The organism is Rothia mucilaginosa (assembly GCF_001061665.1).
Taxonomy (GTDB): Bacteria; Actinomycetota; Actinomycetes; order Actinomycetales; family Micrococcaceae; genus Rothia; species Rothia mucilaginosa_A.
In genome coordinates this window covers 212,061-236,190 of the sequence record NZ_JVSP01000016.1, presented here as the reverse complement: position 1 = coordinate 236,190, position 24,130 = coordinate 212,061, and the positions used below count along the sequence as shown (strand labels likewise).

Annotated in this window: 19 protein-coding genes; 17 read left to right on the top strand and 2 right to left on the bottom strand. The window is 64.7% G+C overall.

The window, feature by feature from the left end:
* Positions 1 to 247: 247 nt before the first annotated feature.
* Entirely contained in the window at positions 248 to 646 is a 399-nt protein-coding gene (locus ADJ95_RS08550; protein ID WP_049334209.1) for a DUF4870 domain-containing protein, read from the bottom strand.
* 234 nt (positions 647 to 880) lie between these two features.
* Entirely contained in the window at positions 881 to 1,750 is an 870-nt protein-coding gene (locus tag ADJ95_RS08545; RefSeq protein ID WP_049334208.1) for a DUF3097 domain-containing protein, read from the bottom strand.
* Positions 1,751 to 2,009: 259 nt separating this feature from the next.
* Here ADJ95_RS08545 and dnaJ point away from each other — a divergent pair, with 259 nt between their 5' ends.
* From dnaJ to ADJ95_RS08460, 17 genes are all read left to right on the top strand, one after another.
* A complete protein-coding gene (gene dnaJ / locus ADJ95_RS08540) occupies positions 2,010 to 3,146 on the top strand; it encodes a molecular chaperone DnaJ (protein WP_049334207.1) in 1,137 nt (378 codons plus the stop codon).
* 153 nt (positions 3,147 to 3,299) lie between these two features.
* Entirely contained in the window at positions 3,300 to 4,067 is a 768-nt protein-coding gene (locus ADJ95_RS08535) for a 16S rRNA (uracil(1498)-N(3))-methyltransferase (RefSeq protein WP_049334206.1), read from the top strand.
* Between the two features lie 82 nt (positions 4,068 to 4,149).
* Positions 4,150 to 5,277, top strand: coding sequence for a PhoH family protein (locus ADJ95_RS08530; protein ID WP_049334205.1), 1,128 nt, complete (start codon positions 4,150 to 4,152; stop codon positions 5,275 to 5,277).
* Between the two features lie 3 nt (positions 5,278 to 5,280).
* Entirely contained in the window at positions 5,281 to 5,802 is a 522-nt protein-coding gene (gene ybeY / locus ADJ95_RS08525; protein WP_049334204.1) for an rRNA maturation RNase YbeY, read from the top strand.
* Positions 5,803 to 5,811: 9 nt separating this feature from the next.
* Positions 5,812 to 7,266, top strand: a complete 1,455-nt coding sequence (locus ADJ95_RS08520; RefSeq protein ID WP_049334203.1) for a hemolysin family protein — start codon at positions 5,812 to 5,814, stop codon at positions 7,264 to 7,266.
* Positions 7,267 to 7,392: 126 nt separating this feature from the next.
* Positions 7,393 to 8,538 carry a GTPase Era gene (locus tag ADJ95_RS08515; RefSeq protein ID WP_192830512.1) on the top strand — a complete coding sequence of 382 codons (1,146 nt, stop codon included), beginning with the start codon at positions 7,393 to 7,395 and terminating at the stop codon, positions 8,536 to 8,538.
* Positions 8,539 to 8,686: 148 nt separating this feature from the next.
* Positions 8,687 to 10,117 (top strand): LCP family protein, encoded by a 1,431-nt coding sequence (locus ADJ95_RS08510; RefSeq protein ID WP_049334202.1) that lies wholly within the window; start codon positions 8,687 to 8,689, stop codon positions 10,115 to 10,117.
* A gap of 436 nt (positions 10,118 to 10,553) precedes the next feature.
* Positions 10,554 to 12,293, top strand: coding sequence for a 2-isopropylmalate synthase (leuA, locus tag ADJ95_RS08505; protein WP_049334201.1), 1,740 nt, complete (start codon positions 10,554 to 10,556; stop codon positions 12,291 to 12,293).
* A 164-nt stretch (positions 12,294 to 12,457) separates the two neighbouring features.
* The gene (locus ADJ95_RS08500) at positions 12,458 to 13,306 is read left to right on the top strand and encodes an undecaprenyl-diphosphate phosphatase (protein ID WP_049334200.1); all 849 of its coding nucleotides are present in this window, start codon (positions 12,458 to 12,460) and stop codon (positions 13,304 to 13,306) included.
* Between the two features lie 158 nt (positions 13,307 to 13,464).
* On the top strand, positions 13,465 to 14,781 hold the full coding sequence (mshC, locus tag ADJ95_RS08495; protein WP_049334199.1) for a cysteine--1-D-myo-inosityl 2-amino-2-deoxy-alpha-D-glucopyranoside ligase: 1,317 nt from the start codon (positions 13,465 to 13,467) through the stop codon (positions 14,779 to 14,781).
* Between the two features lie 213 nt (positions 14,782 to 14,994).
* Complete coding sequence (locus ADJ95_RS08490) at positions 14,995 to 16,107, top strand: tRNA (adenine-N1)-methyltransferase (protein ID WP_049334198.1); 1,113 nt, start codon at positions 14,995 to 14,997, stop codon at positions 16,105 to 16,107.
* A 371-nt stretch (positions 16,108 to 16,478) separates the two neighbouring features.
* Positions 16,479 to 18,335 carry a proteasome ATPase gene (gene arc, locus ADJ95_RS08485; RefSeq protein ID WP_049334197.1) on the top strand — a complete coding sequence of 619 codons (1,857 nt, stop codon included), beginning with the start codon at positions 16,479 to 16,481 and terminating at the stop codon, positions 18,333 to 18,335.
* A 121-nt stretch (positions 18,336 to 18,456) separates the two neighbouring features.
* Entirely contained in the window at positions 18,457 to 20,283 is a 1,827-nt protein-coding gene (dop, locus tag ADJ95_RS08480; RefSeq protein ID WP_049334196.1) for a depupylase/deamidase Dop, read from the top strand.
* A 257-nt stretch (positions 20,284 to 20,540) separates the two neighbouring features.
* On the top strand, positions 20,541 to 20,735 hold the full coding sequence (locus ADJ95_RS08475; protein WP_049334195.1) for a ubiquitin-like protein Pup: 195 nt from the start codon (positions 20,541 to 20,543) through the stop codon (positions 20,733 to 20,735).
* Between the two features lie 29 nt (positions 20,736 to 20,764).
* Positions 20,765 to 22,237: a Pup--protein ligase gene (gene pafA, locus ADJ95_RS08470; RefSeq protein ID WP_049334194.1), complete on the top strand. Its 1,473-nt coding sequence runs from the start codon at positions 20,765 to 20,767 to the stop codon at positions 22,235 to 22,237.
* Between the two features lie 238 nt (positions 22,238 to 22,475).
* Positions 22,476 to 23,534, top strand: a complete 1,059-nt coding sequence (locus ADJ95_RS08465; protein ID WP_049334193.1) for an FKBP-type peptidyl-prolyl cis-trans isomerase — start codon at positions 22,476 to 22,478, stop codon at positions 23,532 to 23,534.
* Between the two features lie 109 nt (positions 23,535 to 23,643).
* Complete coding sequence (locus tag ADJ95_RS08460) at positions 23,644 to 24,039, top strand: FKBP-type peptidyl-prolyl cis-trans isomerase (protein ID WP_049334192.1); 396 nt, start codon at positions 23,644 to 23,646, stop codon at positions 24,037 to 24,039.
* The last annotated feature ends 91 nt before the right edge of the window (positions 24,040 to 24,130 follow it).

Here is a 24,130-nt window from a genome sequence, read left to right as displayed (position 1 = left end):
CGGATCCGCGATAGCCTCCGCCGGTTCGCGGGCGGCACGAAACTGACTTAATGGCCCAACGTGCAGACTCGATGGGAGAGCTGACTCGCGAGGGGAGCTGACGGGCACCGAAGACGCAGACTTAAACGATAGGGGCCCGCACCGAGTGGTGCGGGCCCCTTAAGTATTCAAATTAAGTATTCAAAATGCGGTGCAGCGCTCGTGAACGCAACCGGTTCGGCATTAGCTGCTCACCGGGTGCTCTAACCTAGTTGCTCTTCACCACGCGGTCGAGCAGGCGCGGGTTCACGCGGTAGCTGTACGGCTCACCGCGGTTGACCTCAATGCCGGCGCGTACCGAAGCAATCGCCATGAACAGCCACACGAGCATCCCCAGCACCAGGGCAATGTTACCCAGGCCGGGCACAAAGCCCAGGATGAAGCAGACAACAATCAGCAGAGAGGGCACGAGGGTGAAGTTCATGGCCTCGAAAGCTTCCTGCTCAGCGAAGGGTGCGTTACGGCGGCTCACGTAGAACACCGCGGCGGAGGGAAGAATGCCGAGAATCCCCCCGAAATGCGCGAGAGTCGCGCGGTTACGGTCCTGAATCACGCTAATCTTGCGGGTTTTCTGAGGCCCGGTGGTCGGGCGTGCGTCGTTAGTCACGAAAATCCTGGTTCAATCGAAGTATCTTGTGGTGGTCACCGTCGAACGGCGAATCCGCCCGAATGGGGCGAACCGTGTGGATGGTGACGGCCCTTGAGTGTAGTGAAGCACCGCCGCGGCTCAACGGAGCGGCCGCATCGGTGCTCCACCATTGTACCGCCTCAAGCCAGCCCCGCCGGCGGTTAATGCGCTGGATTGCAAGGTTCTGAGCAAACTCACATCCGCACAGCGCGGTTACGCGCCGGGCTCGGTGAGAAAGTCGATGAGCGACTCCACCGGCCCCAGCAGGGTCGGGTCCAAATCGGCGTAGGAATCCACCCGCGAAAGGATGTGCTTCCAGGCCTGCGCCACATCCGCCTGCGTCTCGTGCGGCTGGCCCAGGCGGCGCAGCGTGCCCTTCTTGAAGTCCTCGCCGCGCGGCACCTGCGGCCAGGCCTTCAGGCCCAGGACCGAGGGCTTGACCGCCTGCCAAATATCGATGAACGGGTGGCCCACAATCTTCACGTGCCCCGCCGCACCCGGAACGGCCAGCGCCTCCGCAACGATGCGCTGTTCCTTCGTGCCCTCAATGAGGTGATCCACCAGGATGCCCAGGCGGCGGCCCGGGCCCGGGGCAAACTCGCGCACCGCGCCGGCCAGGTCGTCCACACCGTGCAGCGGCTCCACCACGATGCCCTCAACGCGCAGGTCGTGGCCCCAAACCTTCTCCACCAGCTCGGCATCGTGCAGACCCTCAACCCAGATGCGGGAGGCACGCGCCACCCGCGCGGGGGCGTTCTTCACGGCGATGGAACCCGACCGAGAAATCGTGCGCTTGGGCGCCTTCGCCGGTGCCGGAGCGATGATTTCAACGGGCTCACCCTCAATCAGGTAGCCGGTGCCGAGCGGGTAATTCTTCACGCGGCCCTTGGCGTCCTCCAGACCAAAGAAGATAGCACCGCCGATGCGTTCGGCGCGCACCACCTCACCCACCCAACCGTCCACGCTCTCGATGAGCAAACCCCGCTGCAGGGGAACCTTGCGCGCGGGCGGGGCCTTGCGGCTCAGGCGGTCTGCGTTCAGATCCTGCGCGCCCCAGCCGTAGGGGGAGTGGTGGGTACTCAAGGTATTCTCCTTCGGATGGTGCGGACACGACCGGTTAGGTGGGCGGGAAGACGGCGCCGGATGCGCAGTAAACGCCGCGCCCAATAACCGCCGCCGGGCCGCAGGCGCCCCGGGGATTAAGCGGATAGCGGGAGCGGCCCCTTTCAGCCTAGCCATTGTATCGGCTCGCGTACACTATCCCATAGAATTGATACGACTATGTTGGCGGCGCACTCATCGAGCGCCGTCACCATCTTGAGAGGAACAGGAACACAGACACATGAGCCACTACGAGACTCTCGGCGTATCGAACGACGCCAGCCCCGAAGAAATCAAGAAGGCCTACCGCAAAAAGGCACGCCAGCTGCACCCGGACGTGAACCCCTCCGAGGACGCAGCCGAAGAATTCAAGCGCGTCACCCTCGCCTACGAGGTGCTCTCCGACCCCGAAAAGCGCCGCAACTATGACACCACCGGCGACGAACAGGGCCGCGCAGGCTACCCCGGAGGCGGCGGCTACCCGGGCGGCGGATTCAGCGGCTTCGGCGGTTTCGAAGACCTGCTGAACATGTTCACCGGCGGCGCGGCAGGTGCCCGCGGCCCCGCATCCCGCGTGCGTCAGGGCCAGGACGACCTGATTACCGTCTCCATCAGCCTGCAGGACGCCGTGTTCGGCGTCGAGAAGACCATCGAGCGCCGCTCCGCCGTGACCTGCAAGTCCTGCAACGGCGAAGGTACCGCCGAGGGCACCCAGCCCGAAACCTGCACCACCTGCGCCGGCCACGGCTACATGCAGCGCCGCGTACAGTCCATCCTCGGCACCGTCATGCAGCAGGTCGAATGTCCCGACTGCCACGGCTATGGCACCGTCATCAAAACCCCCTGCCCCGAATGTCACGGCCAGGGCCGCGTGCGCGAAGACGTGCCGCTGACCTTCACGATTCCCGCCGGCGTGCACGACCAGGCACGCATCCGCCTGCGCGGCAAGGGTGAGGCCGGCCTGCACGGTGGCCCCAACGGCGACCTGTACGTCGACCTGAACGTCAAGCGCGACAAGTACTTCAGCCGCGAGGGCGACAACTTGGTCACCACCGTGAACATCCCCATGGCCGCGGCGGCACTGGGCACCGTCATTCCGCTGAAGACCTTCGACGGCGACCAGGAAGTCAGCATCCCCGCCGGCACCCAGAGCGGCGACACGATTACCCTCAACGGCCTGGGCGCAACCGTACTCGGCACCGAACGCCGCGGCGACCTGCTCGTGCGCGTTCAGGTGACGACCCCGACCGACCTGACCGAGGAACAGCGCGAGCTGCTGCGCCAGTTCGCGGCCCTGCGCAACGAGCCGCTGAACGAAGGCTCGCAGGTCAAGCAGCGCGGTGGCCTGTTCTCCCGCCTGAAGGATCAGTTCAAGTAAATCTCTGTAGCGGATGCGGTACCCGCCGGGCCTTTCCGGTGGGCGCCGCATCCGCCGTGTTTATGCGGGGACGGCCCCGAGACGGCGACCGCGCCTCGCAGCCGCGTCGAACCGCACCGCCCGCACAAAGCACCGCCGAACCCAAGGAGCACCATGAGCGCCCCCATCTTCTACATCAGCGCCGAAGAGTACGAGACCCTCACCCCCGGCGCATCCTTCGAGCTGGACGGCCCCGAGGGCAAGCACGCCCTCGTCAAGCGCATGGAAGTGGGGGAGAGCATCGACCTGGGTGACGGCACCGGCCGCCGAGCCGTGGGCACCGTGCACTCCCTGACCGACCGCGGCGTCATCGTGCGCGTGGAGCAGCTCCGCGAAGAACGCAGCGTGCCCTCCATCTACTTGGTGCAGGCGCTCGCGAAGGACGGTCGCGACCTGCTCGCCATCGAAACCGCCACCGAGCTGGGCGTGTACGGTGTGCTGCCGTGGAGCGCGGACCGTTCGATTGTGCGCTGGAAGGGAGAACGCGCCGCCAAGGCGCACACCAAGTGGCAAAACACAGTGACCGCCGCCGCGAAGCAGTCCCGCCGCGCGCTCATTCCCGAGGTGTACGACCTGTACAGCACCACCGACCTGGTGGAGCTCATCGAGGAGGTCATCGGGCAGGGTTCTGCTGTGTTCATCCTGCACGAACAGGCCACCGAACGCCTGAGCGCCCTGGCACGCAAGCTTGTAGAGGCAGAGAACTTGCCCGAAGAAATCTACCTGCTCGTCGGCCCCGAGGGCGGCATCAGCGACCGCGAGGTGCAGCTCTTCACCGAGGCCGGCGCGCACCTGGCGCTGCTGGGCGACGAGGTACTGCGTTCTTCCACCGCCGGGTCCGCCGCCATGTGCACCCTGAACGTGGTGCTGGGCCGCTGGTAGAGCGCCGCCGCTAAACCCGGCCGGGCCGTGACGCATCACGCACATCTATACTTGTAAATACATCACTAGCCAAGGAGCCCATATGACTACCTCCCGACCGCTGTCGACCGCACGCACCGTATCCTTCAAAAGCGCCGCAGAGATGATTGCCGTGCTCGGCCCGCAGGACGCGCACCTGAGCATCATCGAGGACTACTTCGAGCAGATTAGCCTGCGCCCCAAGGACCTGGACGTGCTCATCACCGGCCCCTCCGAAGCCGTCAACACCGCCGCTAAGCTACTGAACGAGCTGCGCGTGCTCTCCAGCCACGACACGCAGATTACCGTTCAGGTCATTCACCGCCTCATGGGCATGCTCGGCGAGGAACTGAGCAACCCGGCGCACTCGCTGTCCACGAGCATCCTCTCCACCCGCGGTACCACGATTCGCCCCAAGACCATTAACCAGAAGAAGTACGTGGACGCTATCGACGCGAACACCGTCATCTTCGGTATCGGCCCGGCGGGTACCGGTAAGACCTACCTGGCCATGGCGAAGGCTGTGCAGGCGCTGCAGAGCCACGAGGTGAACCGCATTATCCTCACCCGCCCCGCCGTGGAGGCCGGCGAGCGTCTGGGCTTCCTGCCCGGCACCCTCAACGAGAAGATTGACCCGTACCTGCGACCGCTCTACGACGCGCTGCACGACATGCTCGAGCCCGAAACCATCCCCAAGCTCATGGAGGCGGGCACCATCGAGGTCGCACCGCTGGCGTACATGCGCGGCCGCACCCTCAACGACGCGTTCATCATCCTCGACGAGGCGCAGAACACCACCGCCGAGCAGATGAAGATGTTCCTGACCCGCCTGGGCTTCGGTTCGAAGATGGTCATCACCGGCGATATTACGCAGGTTGACCTGCCCGGTGGCGCCGCATCCGGCCTGAAGCAGGTGCGCAACATTCTGCAGGGCGTGGAGGATATTCACTTCAGCATCCTGGAATCCTCTGACGTGGTTCGTCACACCCTGGTGTCGAACATTGTGTCCGCCTACGACCAGTGGGGCGAAGACCAGAAGGCGATGGAACGCAAGCGCAACCGCAAGGTCAAGCGCGCCACCATCGAGGCCGCAGCCGAGAAGCTGCTGGACCGCGCGGGCATCAACGGCGGCTCCGAAAAGAACGCTGATAAGAACGCCGATAACGCACAGACCACCCCGGAAGGACGCTAAACGGTGGCAGAGATCGAATTCGACTGTGAAGAACCCGCAACCGGTGCTGACCCGGCAACCGACGCGTTCGTCCGCGAATCCTTCGATGCGGTAGACACCGAGGTGCTCACCCGCCTCGTCGAGCACGCTTTCAAGCGCATGCACCTTGCCGATGACACCTACCTGTCCATCGCCATCGTGAACGAAGACGAGATGGAGCGCGTGCACATCGAGTGGATGGACCTGCCCGGCCCCACCGACGTGATGAGCTTCCCCATGGACGAGCTGGAACCGGGAACCCCCGAAAACCCCTCCAGTGGCATGCTCGGCGACATCATCCTCTGCCCGCCCGTTGCCGCACGTCAGGGCGCGGATGCGGGCCACAGCACCCTGGATGAGCTGTGCCTGCTCACCACCCACGGTATTCTGCACTGCCTCGGCTACGACCACGGAACCGCCGAAGAGGAAGCCGAAATGTTCGGTATTCAGCGTTCGATTCTCGAAGAGTTCCTGGGCCGACCCGCACCGGTCGAAACTCGACACTAGGGGAGCGGCATGGGTATTTTCATCTCGATTCTGCTGGCTGTCGTGGCGCTCAGCTTCACGGTGGTGGCCGCAATTGCCGAAACCGCATTCACGTACCTGCCACACAACGAGGCGGAAGAAGCCGTGGAGGCGCATCCCGGCACGCTCGGCGCACACGTTCTGCAGCGCACCCTCAACGGTGACTCCGAGGTGTACACGCACCCGCTACGCCTGACCCGCCTCATCGCGGCGGCGGCCGCGGTGCTAGCAACCATGACTTTCTGGCTGGAGCTCGTGGGCGTTCAGGTCCTCGCGGCGTTCCTGACCCTCGTGTTGGTTGCCTTCGTCGGCTACCCGGTGCTACACGTGCTGGCGCGCTCCGCGGGGCGCAACCGCCCGGTTTCGTCGATTCGCATGCTGGCCCGCCCGGTGCATTACCTGTCGAAGCTGCTGACCCCCGTGACCGGCCTGCTCGATCACCTCGCGACGCGCATCGCCCCGGCCCGCGAGGCAGAGGCCCCCGCTGGCGTGTTCGAGGAAGAGGAGCTGCGCGAGTTCTTGGAGCGAGCCTCCGACGCCGAGACCATCGAGGACGACGAGGCGCAGATGGTGCAGTCCGTGTTCGAGATGGACGACCTGCGCATCCGCTCGCTCATGGTGCCCCGCACCGATATGCTCACCGTGGGTCGCGACGTGCCGCTGCGCGAGGCGCTGAGCCTGTTCCTGCGTTCGGGCTACTCCCGCATGCCGGTGATTGGCGATTCGAGCGACGAGATCCTGGGTATTCTCTACCTCAAGGATTCGATGCGCACCTACATTCTGCACTCCGAGGCCCCCGAGGGTACCCCCATGCCGACCCTGGTGGAGATCATGCGCCCGGCCCGATTCGAACCCGAGACGAAGCGCGCCATGGACCTGCTGCGCGATATGCAGCGCGAGTCCACGCACGTAGCGATTGTGGTTGATGAGTACGGCGGAACCGCCGGTCTGGTTACTCTGGAGGACCTGATTGAGGAGCTGGTCGGCGATATCTCTGACGAGTACGACCACGAGCGCCCCGAGTACACGCTGAACGATGACGGCACGTTCCGTCTGTCGGCTCGTCTGGGTATTGATGAGCTCGGCGAGATTTTCGGTATCGACCTGGAGGATGAGGACGTCGACACGGTCGGCGGCCTGCTCGCCAAGCACCTGGGTATGGTACCGATTGTTGGTTCTGAGATTGAGATTGACGGTATTCATATTCGTGCGATTGGTTCGTCGGGCCGCCGCCACCAGGTGGATATGCTGCAGGCCTGGTACGAGCCGCCTCGTGATGAGCAGGAGAACGCTGAGGGTTCCTCAGAGGCTCATTCTGCTGAGGTTGCTGACCTTCTCACCGTGGATACCGAGCCGCCCGCTGTGGCTGAGCCGCATGCGCATCCGAACCTTCCGGGAGATACCGCAGAGGCTGAACCTGCCACCGACAAGCACGGCAACCGCTAAATATCGAACGTAGATACCGCATCATCCCATACACCCTTTGAGCCAGCCCGCCGCCGCCCCGAAGGCGCAGGCAGATGAGGCTGACACCCCACACACCCCGCACGGGGTTTGATAAGGAGAAACACAATGGACCAGGAGTACACCCCGCTCGATTTGAGCACTCTGGACTTGAGCACCCCGCTGCCGACCTACCCGAAGGATTTCCGTTCGGGTTTCGCGTCGCTGGTGGGCCGTCCGAATGCGGGTAAGTCCACTCTGACGAACGCTATGGTTGGCCAGAAGGTGGCTATCACCTCGAACCGTCCGCAGACGACCCGCCACACGATTCGCGGTATTGTGCACAAGGACGAGTACCAGCTGATTCTGGTGGACACCCCGGGTATTCACCGCCCCCGCACTCTGCTGGGTGAGCGCCTGAACGACCTGGTGGCCGGCACCCTCTCGCAGGTGGATGTGCTGGGCTTCTGCATTCCGGCAAACGAGAAGATCGGCCCGGGTGACCGCTACATCGCCTCGCAGCTGGTGGCTTCGAGCAACAAGCCGGTCGTCGCGATTGTGACCAAGGCCGATACCGTGAACTCCGACGAGCTGCGCGAACAGCTGCTGGCCGTCGAGGCCCTCGGCGAGGAGATCATGAGCGCCGAGCGTGCACAGCGCGAGAAGCGTGCGGCCCACCGCGCCCAGAAGAAGGGCGGCAAAGGAGGTAAGAACGCCTCGACCCCCTTCGCGAAGGGCTCCGGCCCGGCAGCACAGCGCCGCGCCGGCGAAATCTCCGAGCCGATGCCCGTAGACGGCAAGGGCGGCTGGGCGGCCATCATCCCGGTGTCCGCGATTCAGCATTTCCAGGTGGATGCGGTCGCCGACCTGCTGGCGCAGTACGTTCCGCTCTCCCCGCCGCTGTACCCGGAGGGTGAGCTGACCGATGAGCCCGAGGCAACCCTCATCGCCGAGCTGGTGCGCGAGGCCGCCCTGGAGGGTGCCCGCGAGGAGCTGCCCCACTCGATTGCCGTGACCGTTGAGGAGATGGAATTCCGTGAGGGCCGCCCGGCGGATAACCCGCTGCTGGACGTGCACGTGAACCTGTACGTGGAGCGTGAGTCGCAGAAGTACATCATCATCGGTAAGGGCGGCTCGAACCTGCGCAAGATTGGTACGAAGGCCCGCGAGCAGATTGAGGCAATGCTCGGCACCCGCGTGTACCTGAACATCCACGTGAAGGTTGCTAAGGAGTGGCAGTCTGACCCCCGCGCCCTGAACCGTCTGGGCTTCTAGGCCAGCCGCCCGAGAGGGGGTCGGTCACCCGGAGAACGCCGCCTAGTCCGCGTCTTTCGGGTGACGTGCGCCCCTTTTCTTTTCGGCGCTCATAGCGAAGAATGTTACTCTGAGAAAATACTTGCTCACCGGCAGAAAGAGAATAGGTATGCCCCAGGCACCTCGCCTACGAAGCACCGGGCGCCATATGCGCACCTCGGTGATGACCTCGAAACGTAATCGCTGGATTGCCCTGCTGACGGCCTGCATGCTCGTCATCGTTGTTGGCTTCGGCGGCGTATTCGCCCTGCGTATGCGCAATAACCTGCACACGCAGGAGCTGAACATCAGTAACTATAAGGACGGCCTGGAGAACGGCGCGCTGGACATCCTCATCATCGGCTCCGACACCCGCAAAGGCAATAACGGCGCCTACGGTGACGAGGAGGACCGCAATTCTGAGGCTCGCGCGGACGTCATGATGCTCCTGCAGATTAGCAAGGACCGCAAGAACGTGAGCGTGCTGTCCTTCCCCCGCGACCTAATGGTTTCGGTACCGCAGTGCACCGACCCGGATAACGGCACCGTCTACCCGGCCGAGGATAACGTTCAGATCAACGAGTCGCTCTCTCGCGGCGGTGCGGGCTGCACCGTGGCGACCATTAGCAAGCTGACCGGTGTGAACATCGACCACTTTATGCTGGTTGACTTCAACGCTGTGAAGGAGTTGTCGAAGGTTGTTGGCGGCGTTCAGGTTTGTGTGGACGCTCCGATTGATGACGAGTACAGCGGCCTGAAGCTTCCCGCGGGTACTTCCACCGTTGAGGGTGAGCAGGCTCTTGCGTTCCTGCGTAGCCGTCACGGCTTCTCGGATGGTTCCGATATCGGTCGTATTCAGGCTCAGCAGGGCTTTATGGCCTCGCTGCTGCGCAAGGTCAAGAGCGAAGGAACCCTGTCGAACCCGGGCCGCCTGGCAAGTATCGCCGAGGCGATTACCCAGAACGTGACCGTTGACAAGGGCCTGGGCAATATCGGCACCCTGATTGGTGTGGGCGCAACCCTCGGTGGTGTGGACCTGTCGAACGTGGTGTTCGCGACCGTGCCGACCGAGCCGTGGGCCCAGGACTCGAACCGACTGCAGGTTTCCGAAGCGGCCAATAATGTCTTCCAGCGTCTGCGCGATGACAAGTCGCTGAAGGAAGAGGAAAAGCCCGCAGAATCCGCCCCGGCGGTTCAGCTGAATCGTGAGGCACCGGTGAGCGTGTACAACGCGACCGGCCTGGAGGGCCGTTCCGCCACGATCGCCTCGGTGATTGAGGGTTTGGGCTACACGAATGTTACTCCGGGTACTTCGGCTACTCCGACGAACTTCACCACGGTGTTCTACTCGACCGGTTACGAGGCTGAGGCCCAGGAGATTGCCGGCAAGCTGAACGTCACCCGCGTGGTGGCAACCGAAGAGGTTCAGGGCGTGTCGGTGACGATCGGTACCGACTTCCCCTCGGGCGAGGCTATGGAGAAGCAGGAGGCGGCCATCGCGGGTAACGCGAGCGGCCAGACCGCCGACCAGAACAAGTGCCAGACCGCCTTCGCCTTCTAGGGGTTCGTACCCTACGGGGTTGTCTCCGGTGAGTGAAAGGGGGGCGCATCCGCCATTGCGGTGGGTGCGCCCCCTTTCGTATGCCCGGGCGTATGACCGCGTGCGGGCGTAGTCGTCGACCTCGTGTTCTTCCAGATGATGGACGGGCCCGGCCGCGCCGGCGGTAATCTTTCGCGGGCTGTGATAGCGTGGAGGCATGACCACTTACGGTGAGAGCATGAGCGGCGCGCACCGCACCGCAGTAAACCTGCTGCTTATTCGCCGGAACGGGGCACGCTAGAACCTGCCGCGACCGTTCCGGCTTTTTGACGCGGCATCTCACCAGCATCGATACGATGCACCGCCTTGATGACGACGGCTCGGGAACCGATACCCGGGCACAGCACAGGCCCCGATGCAGGCTGCACGAGACGGACCAACCCACAGGAAATTCATCATGAAAAACCACCAGAAGCCCAGCCCCATGCCGGTACACAAGTACCGCCCCTTCCACGAGCAGATTGTTGTCGACCTTCCCGACCGCACCTGGCCGGACAAGGTCATGGAGAAGGCACCGCGCTGGTGCGCCGTGGACCTGCGCGACGGCAACCAGGCGCTGATTGACCCCATGGACACCGACCGCAAGCTGGCCATGTTCAAGCTGCTGGTCAAGATGGGCTACAAGGAGATTGAGGTGGGCTTCCCCTCCGCCTCGCAGACCGACTTCGACTTTGTGCGCACCCTCATCGAGGACGGCCACATTCCTTCGGACGTGACCATTCAGGTTCTGGTGCAGGCCCGCGAGCACCTGATTGCCCGCACCTTCGAGGCCATCGAGGGCGCACCGCAGGCCATCGTGCACTTCTACAACTCAACCTCCGTGCTGCAGCGCCGCGTGGTGTTCCACCAGGATCAGGAGGGCGTGCTCGACATCGCCCTGCAGGGTGCGCGCCTGTGCCGCAAGTACGAAGAGCAGATGATTTCCGATACGAAGATTATCTACGAGTACTCGCCCGAGTCCTTCACCGGCACCGAGCTGGAGTACGCGGCCCGCGTGGTCAACGCCGTGGCCGACGAGCTGGAGATTGGTCAGAACGGCCGCGAGCTGATCGTGAACCTACCCGCAACCGTCGAGATGGCCACCCCGAACGTGTACGCCGACTCGGTGGAGTGGATGGACCGCAACCTGAACCACCGCGAGCACATCGTTCTCTCGCTGCACCCGCACAACGACCGCGGCACCGGCGTGGCCGCCGCCGAGCTGGGCTACCTGGCTGGCGCGGACCGCATCGAGGGCTGCCTGTTCGGTAACGGCGAGCGCACCGGTAACGTCGACCTGGTGACCCTGGGCCTGAACCTGTACACCCAGGGCATTGACCCGCAGATTGATTTCTCGGACATTGACGGTATCCGCAAGACCGTTGAGTACTGCAACCAGCTAAAGGTGCACGAGCGTTCCCCGTACGGCGGCGACCTGGTCTTCACCGCGTTCTCGGGTTCGCACCAGGACGCCATCAAGAAGGGCTTCGAGGCCCTGGAACGCACCGCCGCCGAGGCCGGCAAGAGCGTGGATGAGGTTTACTGGGAGGTCCCGTACCTGCCGATCGACCCGCGCGATTTGGGCCGCACCTACGAGGCTATTATTCGCGTGAACTCGCAGTCCGGTAAGGGCGGTATGGCCTACCTACTCAAGCAGGATCACGGCCTGGACCTGCCGCGCCGTGCGCAGGTGGAGTTCTCGAAGATTGTTCAGGCTCGCACCGACGCCGAGGGCGGCGAGATGACCAGCAAGAAGCTGTGGGATATCTTCGCGGACGAGTACCTGCCCGCCACCGATTCCGAGAAGCGCTGGGGTAAGTACCGTATCGAGTCGATCAACATTGATTCGGCCGATACCGGTGCGACCACCCTGCGCGTGGCCCTGAACATTAACGGTCACACCTACAACCGCACCGCATCGGGTACCGGCCCGGTGGATGCTCTGCAGAACATCCTCTCGGGTGAGGGCGTGGATATTCGCGTGATGGATTACTCCGAGCACACGATGTCTTCCTCCTCGACCGCGAACGCGGCCTGCTACGTTGAGGCCGCCGTAGATTCGCGCGTGCTGTGGGGTATTGGCGTAGACAATTCGACGACCCGTGCGGCTCTGAAGGCCATGATTTCGGCCGTGAACCGTGCGCTGCGCGACGCCTAAGCTACACGAGTTTTCCGCGAGGGCGGGGGAGCGCGTCCGGCGCGGATAGGCGCGTTTGACTCGCTCGGCGGCGTTCCGCGGTGTGGACGGGGCGGTTTGCGGAGGTGATATATCACCCTCCGCGGACCGCCCCGTCGCCGTACCCCTGCTGTATCCTTGAAGGCGTGGAATGGATTCAAGCGATTATTTTGGGCTTCGTTCAGGGCCTGACAGAGTTTCTGCCGATTTCGTCATCGGCGCATCTGAACATTGTTGGCCAGATTCTGCCGGAGAAGGCCGACCCGGGTGCCGCGTTCACCGCGATCACCCAGCTGGGCACTGAGACCGCGGTTCTGATCTTCTTCTGGCGCGATATTGTGCGCATTGTGAAGGCGTGGTTTGGTGCTCTTGCCGGCCGCGTGCCGCGTAACGATCCGGACGCCCGCATGGGTTGGCTGATTATTATTGGCTCCCTGCCCATCGGCGTTCTGGGTCTGCTGCTGGAAGACTACATTGACACCCAGTTCCGTAGCCTGTGGATTGTGGCGACCATGCTGATTGTGTTCGCCGTGTTCCTGGGTCTTGCGGACCGTTTTGGCCGCGAGCAGCGTGAGCTGAAGGACCTGACGTTCCGTCACGGCCTGCTGTACGGTTGCGCGCAGGCGCTGGCACTGATCCCGGGTGTTTCCCGTTCGGGCGGTACGATTACCGCGGGTCTGTTCATGGGCTACACCCGTGAGGCTGCGGCGCGTTACTCGTTCCTTCTGGCCATGCCCGCCGTGTTCATGTCCGGTCTGTACAAGACCTTCAAGGTGGTCACCGGCGAGGAGGCCACCGGCTTCTACGGTATTCCTTCAACGATTGTGGCTACTCTGGTCGCGTTTGTGGTGGGCTACCTGATGATTGGCTGGTTCCTGAAGTACGTGTCGTCGAAGTCTTACGGCATCTTCATCTGGTACCGCATCGCCCTGGGTATCCTGATTTTTGTTGGTCTGGGTACCGGCGTGCTAAACGCAACTTCTTCGGCCTTCTAAGGCTTTAGCCCTCAGCGTGATATGACATACCCGTCCGTGAGTTTCTCACGGGCGGGTATTCTTATTGGAGTAGATTTTTTGGCATCCGCATGCCCTGAGGTTGGGCGGCGGGTGTGGCGCGTCCACCGGTTGTGGGCGTTTTTACAGAAAGGAAACCCATGCGAGCTTGGGATGCCCCCGCCTCTGTGACTCTGCCCGGTCAGGCCGCGTTGCCGCGTATTTTTGATACTTCTGCCGGTGAGATTGTTCAGGTTCAGGAGGACAAGGCGGCGAGCCTGTACGTTTGCGGTATCACCCCGTACGACGCGACGCATATGGGTCACGCCTCCACCTATGTGGCTTTTGACCTGCTGCACCGCGCCTGGCTGGATGCGGGCGTGCCGGTCACCTACGTGCAGAACGTGACCGACGTGGACGACCCGCTGCTTGAGCGTGCGACCGCGACGAACGTTGATTGGCGTGAGCTGGCTGAGGACCAGACCGAGCTGTTCCGCACCGACATGAAGGCGCTGAACGTGATTCCGCCGGCTCACTACGTGGGCGTTGTGGAGTCTATCGAGTGGCTGTTCCCGCTGATTGAGGACCTGTACCGCCGCGGCCTGGCGTACCGCGTGCCCGGCTACACCGATGAGCAGGGCGTTGAGCAGCCCGCCGGTGACGTGTACCTGGACCTGCAGGCCGTGCGCGCGCTACCGGCCAACGCCGAGGGCTACTCGTGGGCACCGGGCGAGGTATCGCACCTGAGCCGCGACGAAATGCTCGAGATTTTTGCTGAGCGCGGCGGCGACCCGAACCGCCCCGGCAAGCGTGATGCGCTGGATCCGCTGCTGTGGCGCGTCAAGCGCGAGGGCGAGCCGAGCTGGGACGCCGGCGAGCTGGGCGCGGGCCGCCCGGGCTGGCACATCGAGTGCACGATGATTGCCCGCCAGTTCGTGGACGGTTCGCTGACCGTTCAGGCCGGCGGTAACGACCTGACCTTCCCGCACCACGACCTGGGCGCGGGCCATTCGTGGGCTGTGTCTGCACGCCCGCACGCGAAGCATTACGCGCACACCGGCATGGTCGGTTTGGACGGCCACAAGATGAGCAAGTCCCGCGGCAACCTGGTGCTGGTTTCGCGCCTGCGCGCCGCCGGTGAGGACGCGAACGCGATTCGCCTGGCGATTATGGGTCAGCACTACCGTTCGGACTGGTTCTGGACTGATGAGCTGCTGGAGCACGCGAAGGCCCGCCTGGACACCTACCGCCACGCGGTGTCGGTGGCTGAAGGCCGCGAGGGTTCCGAAGGCGTCACCGATGAGGCAGCGGTTGAGCTGCTGGCCGCTGTGCGTGAGGCGCTCAGCGAGGACCTGAACGCACCGGCGGCACTGGCTGCCGTGGATGCGTGGGCCGTGAAGGCTCTGGCGGACACCACCGTCGGCGGTGGCGCGCTGGTGCGTGACATCCTGGCGGCACGCCTGGGCGTGGTCCTCTAAACGGCTTCTATAGCAACGCCCGGCTAGGACGAGACAGCGCGGGGGAGCGGCGCTACGGCATACGGCCGTGGCGCCGCCCCTCGCGCTTTTCTGTGTTCACTCCGTGCACGCCGTAACCTCCGGTAGAATGGGTAGAGATTTTTTGCTGGAAACGCTCTCCCCGCCGAGAGGACCCAGCCCGTCAGCACAGACCCACCCGAGGAGAACCACCCCGTGAGCAGCGGCACCCCCACCCCCACCGGCGCAATCAACCGCCGCGGCCCCTTCCGCCCCGGCGAGCGCGTCCAAATCACTGACGAACGCGGCCGCATCACCACCATCACCCTCGCCGAAGGCGGCGAATACCACTCTCACAAGGGCTTCCTCAAGCACGACGACCTCATCGGCGCACCCGAAGGCACCGTCATCGCCAACACCCACGGCATCCTCTACCAGGCGCTGCGCCCCCTCTACAAAGACTTCGTGCTCTCCATGCCGCGCGGCGCGGCCGTCGTCTACCCCAAGGACGCCGCCCAGATCATCGTCAAGGCAGACATCTTCCCCGGCGCGCGCGTCGTTGAGGCCGGCGTTGGCTCCGGTGCACTGTCCATCGCCCTGCTGCGTGCGGTCGGCGACTACGGATGCGTGCACTCCTTCGAGCGTCGTGAAGAGTTCGCCGACGTCGCCCGCGGCAACATTGAGACCATGTTCGGTGGCCCCCACCCGGCGTGGAAGCTGAGCATCGGCGACCTGCAGGACACCCTGCCGCAGGTCGAAGAGCCCGGCAGCGTCGACCGCGTCGTACTCGACATGCTCGCACCCTGGGAATGCCTGGACGCTGTTGCGGAGGCGCTCGCACCCGGCGGCGTGCTCATCTGCTACGTTGCGACCGTGACCCAGATGTCCCGCCTGGTTGAGGGCATGCGCCTGGACGGCCGCTTCACCGAACCCGAGTGCGACGAGACCATTGTGCGCGGCTGGCACGTGGAGGGCCTGGCGGTCCGCCCCGACCACCGCATGGTTGCACACACCGCGTTCCTGATTGTGGCTCGCCGCCTGGCTGACGGTGCGGTGCGCCTGGCGCCGAAGCGTCGCGCCTCCAAGACTGACTTCTCTGAAGAGGATATGAACGCGTGGATTCCCATGAACGTGGGTGAGCGCGAGGTGACCGACAAGAAGATTCGCCGCGCAGCCCGCGATGCGAAGAACCTTGCCGCGCACGCCGCCCGCGCGAACGAGATTGCGCTGGAACAAAACGGTACCGCGCAAAACGGCCTGGAGCCTGAGAAGACCGCCGAGGCTACGCAGAGCACTGAGGCCGCGCAGGACGCCGAGGCCGCTGAATAATTCATACGGGCACGCGGGGGCACGGGTATCAGCCGGTGCCCCCGCGGAGCGCCCGCAGGTTTTGTTCTCGAGCCGCCGCGCACGCCGCCCCCGGCCAACCCTCTGAACATTGAAACGCCGGGGCATGCGCCCCGACCCGCCGGAAAAATCTAAAACCGCCGGGATGAGCGGGGAATAGCTGAGAACTGCCGGGTCAGCATGTGAGCCCGCAGAGAATTTGGCGCCCCGAACCCCGGCCGAGCCGCGCGTTCTCGATAGACTGAAAGTACCAACCCCGTCCTCGGCGCGGCCCTGACGGAGCCCGCGCATCGAGGCAGCCGAAGGGCCCGCCAGCAACAACCCGACCCGCCCGGACACGCATAGGAGAGACCGTGACCCCCCACGAATCCGCAGACCGCAACGGAACCCCGCAGCACGGCACCGCACACAGTGCCGCATCCGCCGCACCGCACTACTCCGCCGCGTTCGGTTCGACCTCCCTGCCCGGTTCCCAGCCGGTCAGCGCGCAGGAGTACGACGCCGTGCTGCGTCGCCTCACCGCCGCCGAGGCAACCCGCGATAATATGAGCCGACAGATTCGCGGCGCGGGGGAGAAGAACCGCAAGCTCGTCGAGGCCATCACCAGCATGCGCTACCAGGTGGAGCGCCTGCGCGCCTCCCTCTCGCAGAACGTCATGCCGCCGCTGAACTCGGCGATTGTGATGGCCGTGCACGAGGGCCAGACCATGACCTACGAGCAGGTTGCCGACGATAAGACCCCCGCCGAGATTGACACCTACCTGGACGTGCAGGTTGGCGGCCGCCTCATGCGTATTCCGGTGTCCCCGCTGATTGACCTGTCCACCCTCACCCCCGGCATGACGGTGCTCCTCAACGACAAGTCCGAGGCCGTGGTCGCCCTGGACACCGAGCCCTTTGGCGACGTGGTGACCGTGCGCGAGGTGCTCGACGGCGAGCGCGTGCTGGTCGATACCTCCTCGGGCGCCCAGCAGGTGGCGCGCGTGGCCGGTTCCCTGGATGTTGAGCAGTTGCGCACCGGCGACGCGGTGACCCTCGATACGCGCACCCGCATGATTACCTCGCAGGTGCCCGCCTCCCGCTCGCAGGAGCTCGTGCTTGAGGAAATCCCGGACGTCACCTACAGCCAGATCGGTGGCCTGGGCGCGCAGATCGAGCAGATTCGCGACGCGGTGGAGCTGCCCTACCTGCACCCCGAGATTTTCGAGCGCTACCACCTGGCACCGCCCAAGGGTATTCTGCTCTACGGCCCTCCCGGTAATGGTAAGACCATGATTGCTAAGGCCGTGGCGAACTCCCTGGCCGCCCGCGCCGCCGCGCTGAACCCGGGGTCGAATACCCGCGGCTACTTCCTGAACATTAAGGGCCCCGAGCTGCTCGATAAGTTCGTGGGCGAAACCGAGCGCCAGATTCGCGATATTTTCGTGGCCGCCCGCGAGAAGGCCGAGGCCGGTCACCCGGTCGTCGTGTTCTTCGACGAGATGGAGTCGCTGTTCCGCATGCGCGGTTCGGGCCGTTCCTCCGATATTGAGACGACCATCGTGCCGCAGCTGCTGGCCGAAATCGACGGCGTGGAGTCGCTACAGAACGTCATCGTGATTGGCGCGACCAACCGTGAGGACCTCATCGACGCCGCCGTGATGCGCCCTGGCCGCCTGGACCTGAAGATTCGCATTAACCGCCCGGACGCCGCCGGTGCCGCCGAAATCTTCGGCCTGTACCTGACCGAGGACCTGCCGCTAGACGCCGCGGAGGTGGCCGCCGCCGGATCCGTCCGCGCCGCCCTGACCTCGATGATTGCCGCCGCAACGGGCCAGCTGTACGCGCGTACCCCCTCCACCGCGTACGCCGTGGCGACCGTGGATTCCTCCATGATTGTGGGCTCTTCGAACGCCGCGACCGGCCACCTCTCCACGCACACGCTCTACCGCGGCGACTTCGCCTCGGGTGCGGTGATTCGCAATATTGTGGACCGCGCGAAGAAGGCCGCAATTAAGGAGCAGCTGCAGGCGCTGACCGCCGCCGGTGCTTCCGGTGCGGCCGAGGTAAACGGCGCGGCCGGTGTGGGTATCGGTACCCGCCACCTGCTGGAGGCGGTGCGCGCCGAGTTTGAGGACCAGGTGGATTTGCCGCCTCTGCCCGATATCGAGGATGCGCTCACCGTCGCCGGTGTGCGCGGCCGCCTCGTGTCGGTGGAACCGGCCCGCTAAACCGCCTTTACAAGCATGAGCCGGGTCGCGCTCATCCGGCACTCACCGAGCGCTTATCCCGCGACACGACCGGCATTACCGCAGGTCCAGAATTTATATAGGAACCCTTCAGGAGAACCCCATGAACTCCACACCCAGCTACGGCGTGCACCGCATCATGGGCGCCGAAACCGAATACGGCGTCATCGCACCCTCCGCGCCGGGCACCAACCCGACCGTGCTGTCCGCACTGGTGGTCAACACCTACGCCAAGCTCGCCTTCCGCCGCGGCGAGGCCTTCCGCGAGCAGCTGCAACGCCGCGCCCTGGCCGCCGAGCTCGTCGCCGAGGAGGCCCGCCAAGCCGAGAACTACTCGACCGAACCCAGCGCCCCCGCTGCACCCGAGGGCCAGTGGCTGGGGGAGTCCGAGTCGCCCCTGCGCGACGCCTTCGGCCGGGTGCAGGACGCCTCCACCGCGCACTCGAGCCAGATGACCCACACCCGCACCGAGCTGACCAGCCAGGACATCGCCCTGGAGATTATGCGCGAGGCGGGCGTGCAGGCACCGGGCGAACCCGCCGAGCCGCGCAGCGCCCTGGATGCGCTCGCCGGCGTGCACGGCCGCGGTGGTTTCCCGGAGCGTCTGGATTGGGACCGCGTGACGATGAACGCGATCCTGCCCAACGGTGCGCGCCTGTACGTGGACCACGCGCATCCGGAGTATTCGTCGCCCGAGGTTCTGACCCCCGCCGACGCGGTGCTGTACGATGCCGCCGGTGACGCGCTGGCCTACCAGGCGCTCGTGGAGCTGGGCAAGCACGCCGAGGACCTGCCGCAGGTGAAGCTGTACAAGAACAACACCGATTCGAAGGGTCAGTCCTACGGCGCGCACGAGAACTACCTGATTAGCCGCGAGGTTCCGTTCGAGCAGGTGGCGGATGCGCTCCTGCCGTTCTTCGCCACGCGCGCGATTTTCACGGGTGCGGGCCGCGTGGGTATCGGCACGCACGGTGAGGTTCCTGGCTTCCAGATTAGTTCGCGCGCCGATTTCTTTGAGCGCACGATTGGTCTAGAGACCACGATTCGCCGCCCGATTGTGAACACGCGCGACGAGCCGCACGCGGACGAGTCGAAGTACCGCCGCCTGCACGTGATTCCGGCGGATGCGAACCTCTCGCACTACTCGAACCTGTTGAAGTTCGGCACTGCGGCGCTGGTCATGAACCTGATTGAGTCGCACAGCGAGCAGCACCCGGTGCTGCCGGGTGTGCGCCTGTCCGACCCGGTGGCGGCGATGCACGCGGTCAGCCACGACCTGTCGCTGTCGGCGCAGCTGCCGCTGGCTCCTTCTTCGGCGACCTTGCCGAACCCGGTGTCGACGAGCGATTCGGCGAGCGCCCTGCAGATTCAGCGCGCCTACTACGAGGCGTCCCGCGCGCACGAGGAGTCGAACCCGGCGGGTGTGGATTCGGCGACCGCGCAGATTCTCGACCTGTGGGGCGAGGTGCTGGACGCCCTGGAGACCAACCCGCTCTCGCTGGCGGACCGCCTGGATTGGGTGGCGAAGTACGCGCTGGTGCGCGGCTACGTTGAGAAGGGCGTGGATTACGCGAACCCGAAGCTGAAGGCGCTGGATTTGCAGTACGCTGATATTGATCCGTCGAAGAGCCTGTACCATCGTCTGGTGGCGCGCGGGCGCATGCGCACGCTGTTCTCTGCGGAGCAGGTGGAGCGTGCGGTGTCTGAGCCGCCGCGTGAGACTCGCGCGTTTTTGCGCGGCACGCTGATGTCCCGCTGGCCCGAGGAGATTCTGGGTATTAACTGGGATACGGTTTCGTGCCGTGGCCGCTATTCGAAGGAGCTGACTCGCTTTACGATGATGGAGCCGACCCGCTACGGTGCCGCCGAGGTGGAGCCGCTGCTGGAGGAGGCAAACCACTCGGATGCGCTGCTGAACGGCCTGCGCTAGGGCGCGGGGCAGTGTCGGGGTTTGGGCCCGACGCGGGGCGTTTCAGCCCCAAACCCACATGAACTCACATTCCGTCCCGGGGCTGATACCCCCATTCGGAAGGGTGAAAACCACAAAACCCACTGAGGCGGTGCATCCGGTGCATCCGGCGCGGGAACGCAACCCGCGCCGACCGGCACCACCGCCTCCGCCACAGACCGACTAACCAAACCCAACTAACCAAACTAACTAACCTAACCAACCTCAAGGAGAGAACCATGAGCCGCGAACGCATTAACGCGCAGCAGACCGAAACCACCGCCGCCGAGCAGGAGCAGGAACTGACCCTCGCCGCCTCCCACGTGGTTTCTGACGTGAGCGAGGTTGACGACCTGCTCGACGAAATCGATGGCCTGCTGGCCGAGAACGCCGAGGACTTCGTGACCGGCTTCGTCCAGAAGGGCGGCGAGTAACCGACGCACCTGCGCGCCGGGTCATCATCATGGAACACCGCATTTTCGGCATTGAGAGCGAATTCGGGCTCAGCTACGTCCCGCACGGCATGGGCCGGCTGAGCATCGAAGAATCCGCCGCCGCCCTCTTCAAGCCCGTACTGGACCAGTGGCGTTCGACGAACGTCTTCCTGCCCAACGGCGGCCGCCTCTACCTGGACGTCGGCTCGCACCCCGAATACGCCTCCGCCGAATGTAGCAGCATCGACGAGCTGCTCGCACAGGAACGCGCCGGCGAGCTGCTCTTCGCCGACCTGGCGCGCACCGCCCGCAAGCGCCTGCTCGCAGGTTCCGAGGGCCGCCCCCTTGACGGCGAACTGTACCTGTTCAAGAACAACGTGGATTCGGCGGGCAACTCCTACGGCAGCCACGAGAACTACCTGATTAGCCGCAAACTGCAGTTCAACGACCTGATTAAGCAGCTCGTGCCGTTCCTGGTGACCCGCCAGATTCTGGTCGGCGCCGGTAAGACCCACCCGAATGGCGGCCCGATGCCCGGTTCGACCGACCCGGCCTCCAGCACGGGCGTGCCCTCGTACTCGTTCTCCCAGCGTGCCGACCACATCTGGGAGGCGGCATCGACCTCAACCTCCCGCGCTCGCCCGCTCATTAACACCCGTGACGAGCCGCACGCCGACGCCTCGAAGTTCCGTCGCATGCACGTCATCAACGGCGACTCGAACATGGCCGAGCCGACCGTGCTGCTGAAGATTGCCAGCACCGACCTGGTGCTGCGCATGCTCGAGGATCGCTTCCCGGTCACGAGCCTGGATATTGTGTCTGTTCCGGCGGCTCTGCGCGCTATCAGCCACGATCTGACCGGCACCGCAACCTTCGAAACCACGGACGGTAAGCACTACACGGCGTTGAGCGTTCAGCGTCACTACCTGGATGCGGCACGCCAGTACGTGCAGCAGTACGGCGCGCATCACCACCACGTGGAATACGCCCTGGACCTGTGGCAGCGCACCCTGGATGCTATCGAATCCGGCGACTACAGCGGCATCGACACCGAAATCGACTGGGCCATCAAGAAGAAGCTGCTGGATGCGTACATTGCCCGTGCCCGCGCGGCCGGCCAGCCTGCCGATTATGCGAGCCCCCGCATCCGCCAGTTGGATTTGGCGTACCACGACATCGATCCGGACCGTAGCGTCTTCCACGCCCTGGTTCGCCGCGGTGCGGTCAAGCGCATCCTGCCCGAGGGCGCCGCAGAGGCCGCGAAGACCGAGCCACCGGCAACCCGCGCCACCCAGCGCTCGCGCTTCATTAACGCGGCGGTTGCGGCGGGGGAGCAGTTCACCGTCGATTGGGTGCATCTGAAGCTCAACGCGTACCCGCAGCACACGCTGGTGTGCAAGGACCCGTTCGCGACCGACAGCGAGGGCCTGCAGGAGGTACTGACCCTGCTGGAAGGCAAGGCGCGTCAGCACCGCGAGGCGGCTTTCCCGCCGCCCTGCTAGGCAAGCCCTGCTAGGCAAGCCCTGCCAGACGAACTCTGCTCGGGAAATACGTGAGGGGGCGTTTGCTCCGGCGAACGCCCCCAACCTCGCAGACACGCTTCAACCCTGCGGATACTCCGTCCGCGCACAGCCTGCCCACAGCCGCGGACGGTAGCATGAGACCGCCCAGACCCCGTACCTGTAAACTATTCTGAAGGCGCGCGCATTATCCGGCGCGCACACGACCAGAGGATATATCATGACCAAACGCTCACCCCTAACCTATATCGGCGTCGGAGGCGTCGCCCTTGCGCTCGCTCTCAGCGCCTGCGCCCCCAAGGCCGGTCCCAACGATGACCTCTCCGGCGTCAAGTACACCCTCAAGAGCGCCACCGCGGAGCCCGAGGTGTCCTTCGCGACCCCCTTCGCCGCATCCACCCCCACCGCGCACGTGATTGAGACCGGTAACGGCGACTCCATTAACGATGGCGATTTCGTGCTCGTCGAGGCGGCCGTGTTCAACGGTGCTAACGGCAAGGTGGCCGGTTCCACCTACTCCAGCGAACCGATTCTGCTGCCCATCAACGACCAGCTCAAGCAGGCAGCCCCCGAGGTGTACGAGAAGCTCAAGGAGATCAAGGTTGGCGGCTCCTTCTCCTACAGCACCAACATCCTGCAGCAGCGCACCGCCTCCGGCACGCCCACCGCCTCGACCGCGTCCCCGGGTACCGCAACCAACGTTGAGGTGTACACCGTCAAGGCTAAGCTACCCAAGTACGCCACCGGCACCGCTCAGCCCGCCGACCCGTCCCTGCCCTCCTTCACCCTGGACGAGTCCACCGGCAAGGCTGAAATCAAGCTGCCCGACACCAAGCAGGACGTCACCGAGCTGACCGCTAAGACCCTCATCGAGGGCACCGGCCCCGAGGTGAAGGCTACCGACACCATCTACGTGCGCTACCTCGGTGTGCAGTACTCCGACGGCAAGGTCTTCGACGGCAACTACGAGAAGATCCCCGCGGCGCTGTCCCTGCAGGGCGTTATTAAGGGCTGGACCGCCGGCCTGACCGGCAAGAAGGTCGGCTCCCGCGTTGAGCTGATTATCCCGGCAGACCAGGCGTACGGCAACGAGTCCGCCAACGGTTCCACCCCGACCGGCACCCTCGTGTTCGTCGTGGATATCCTGGGCGCCGAGGAGAACCCGCAGACCCTGCAACGGGCTCAGGCCGCTTCCGCCGCCGCCGCCTCCGCATCGGCTTCGGGCGCCTCCACGGATGCGGCCACCGCAACCCCGGCGCCCTCGGCTACCGCGCAGTAAACCCGGGAACGCTACCCACGTTTTCAACCGCGCTCGCCGCCCACATGAGATGGGCGGCGAGCGCACCCCACCATTTCGAATCACTTCGAATCAATCAAAGGAGACCACCATGTCTTTCGGCCAGCGTAAGCTCGACCGCGAAAAGCCCGAAATCGATTTCCCCGAGGGCGACGCCCCCACCGAGCTGGTCATCACCGACCTGATTGAGGGCACCGGCGCCGAGGTCGTTCCCGGTTCCCGCGTGCTCACCCACTACGTCGGCGTGGCCTTCTCTACCGGCGAGGAGTTCGACGCTTCCTGGAACCGCGGCGAGCCGCTGCCCTTCCAGGTTGGCGTTGGCCAGGTTATCCGCGGCTGGGATGAAGGTCTGCTCGGCATGAAGGTCGGCGGCCGTCGTCGCCTGGAGATTCCCGCCGACATGGCCTACGGTGACCGCGGCGCGGGTTCGGTCATTAAGCCCGGCGAGTCCCTGATTTTCGTGGTGGACCTGCTCGACGTTCGCTAAGGACTAGCCAGGTTCTCACGCTTCTTGCGTAAAAGACGCGTAGCCCGGTGCTTTCTCCCGATTGTGGGAGAGGCGCCGGGCTTTTGCGCAC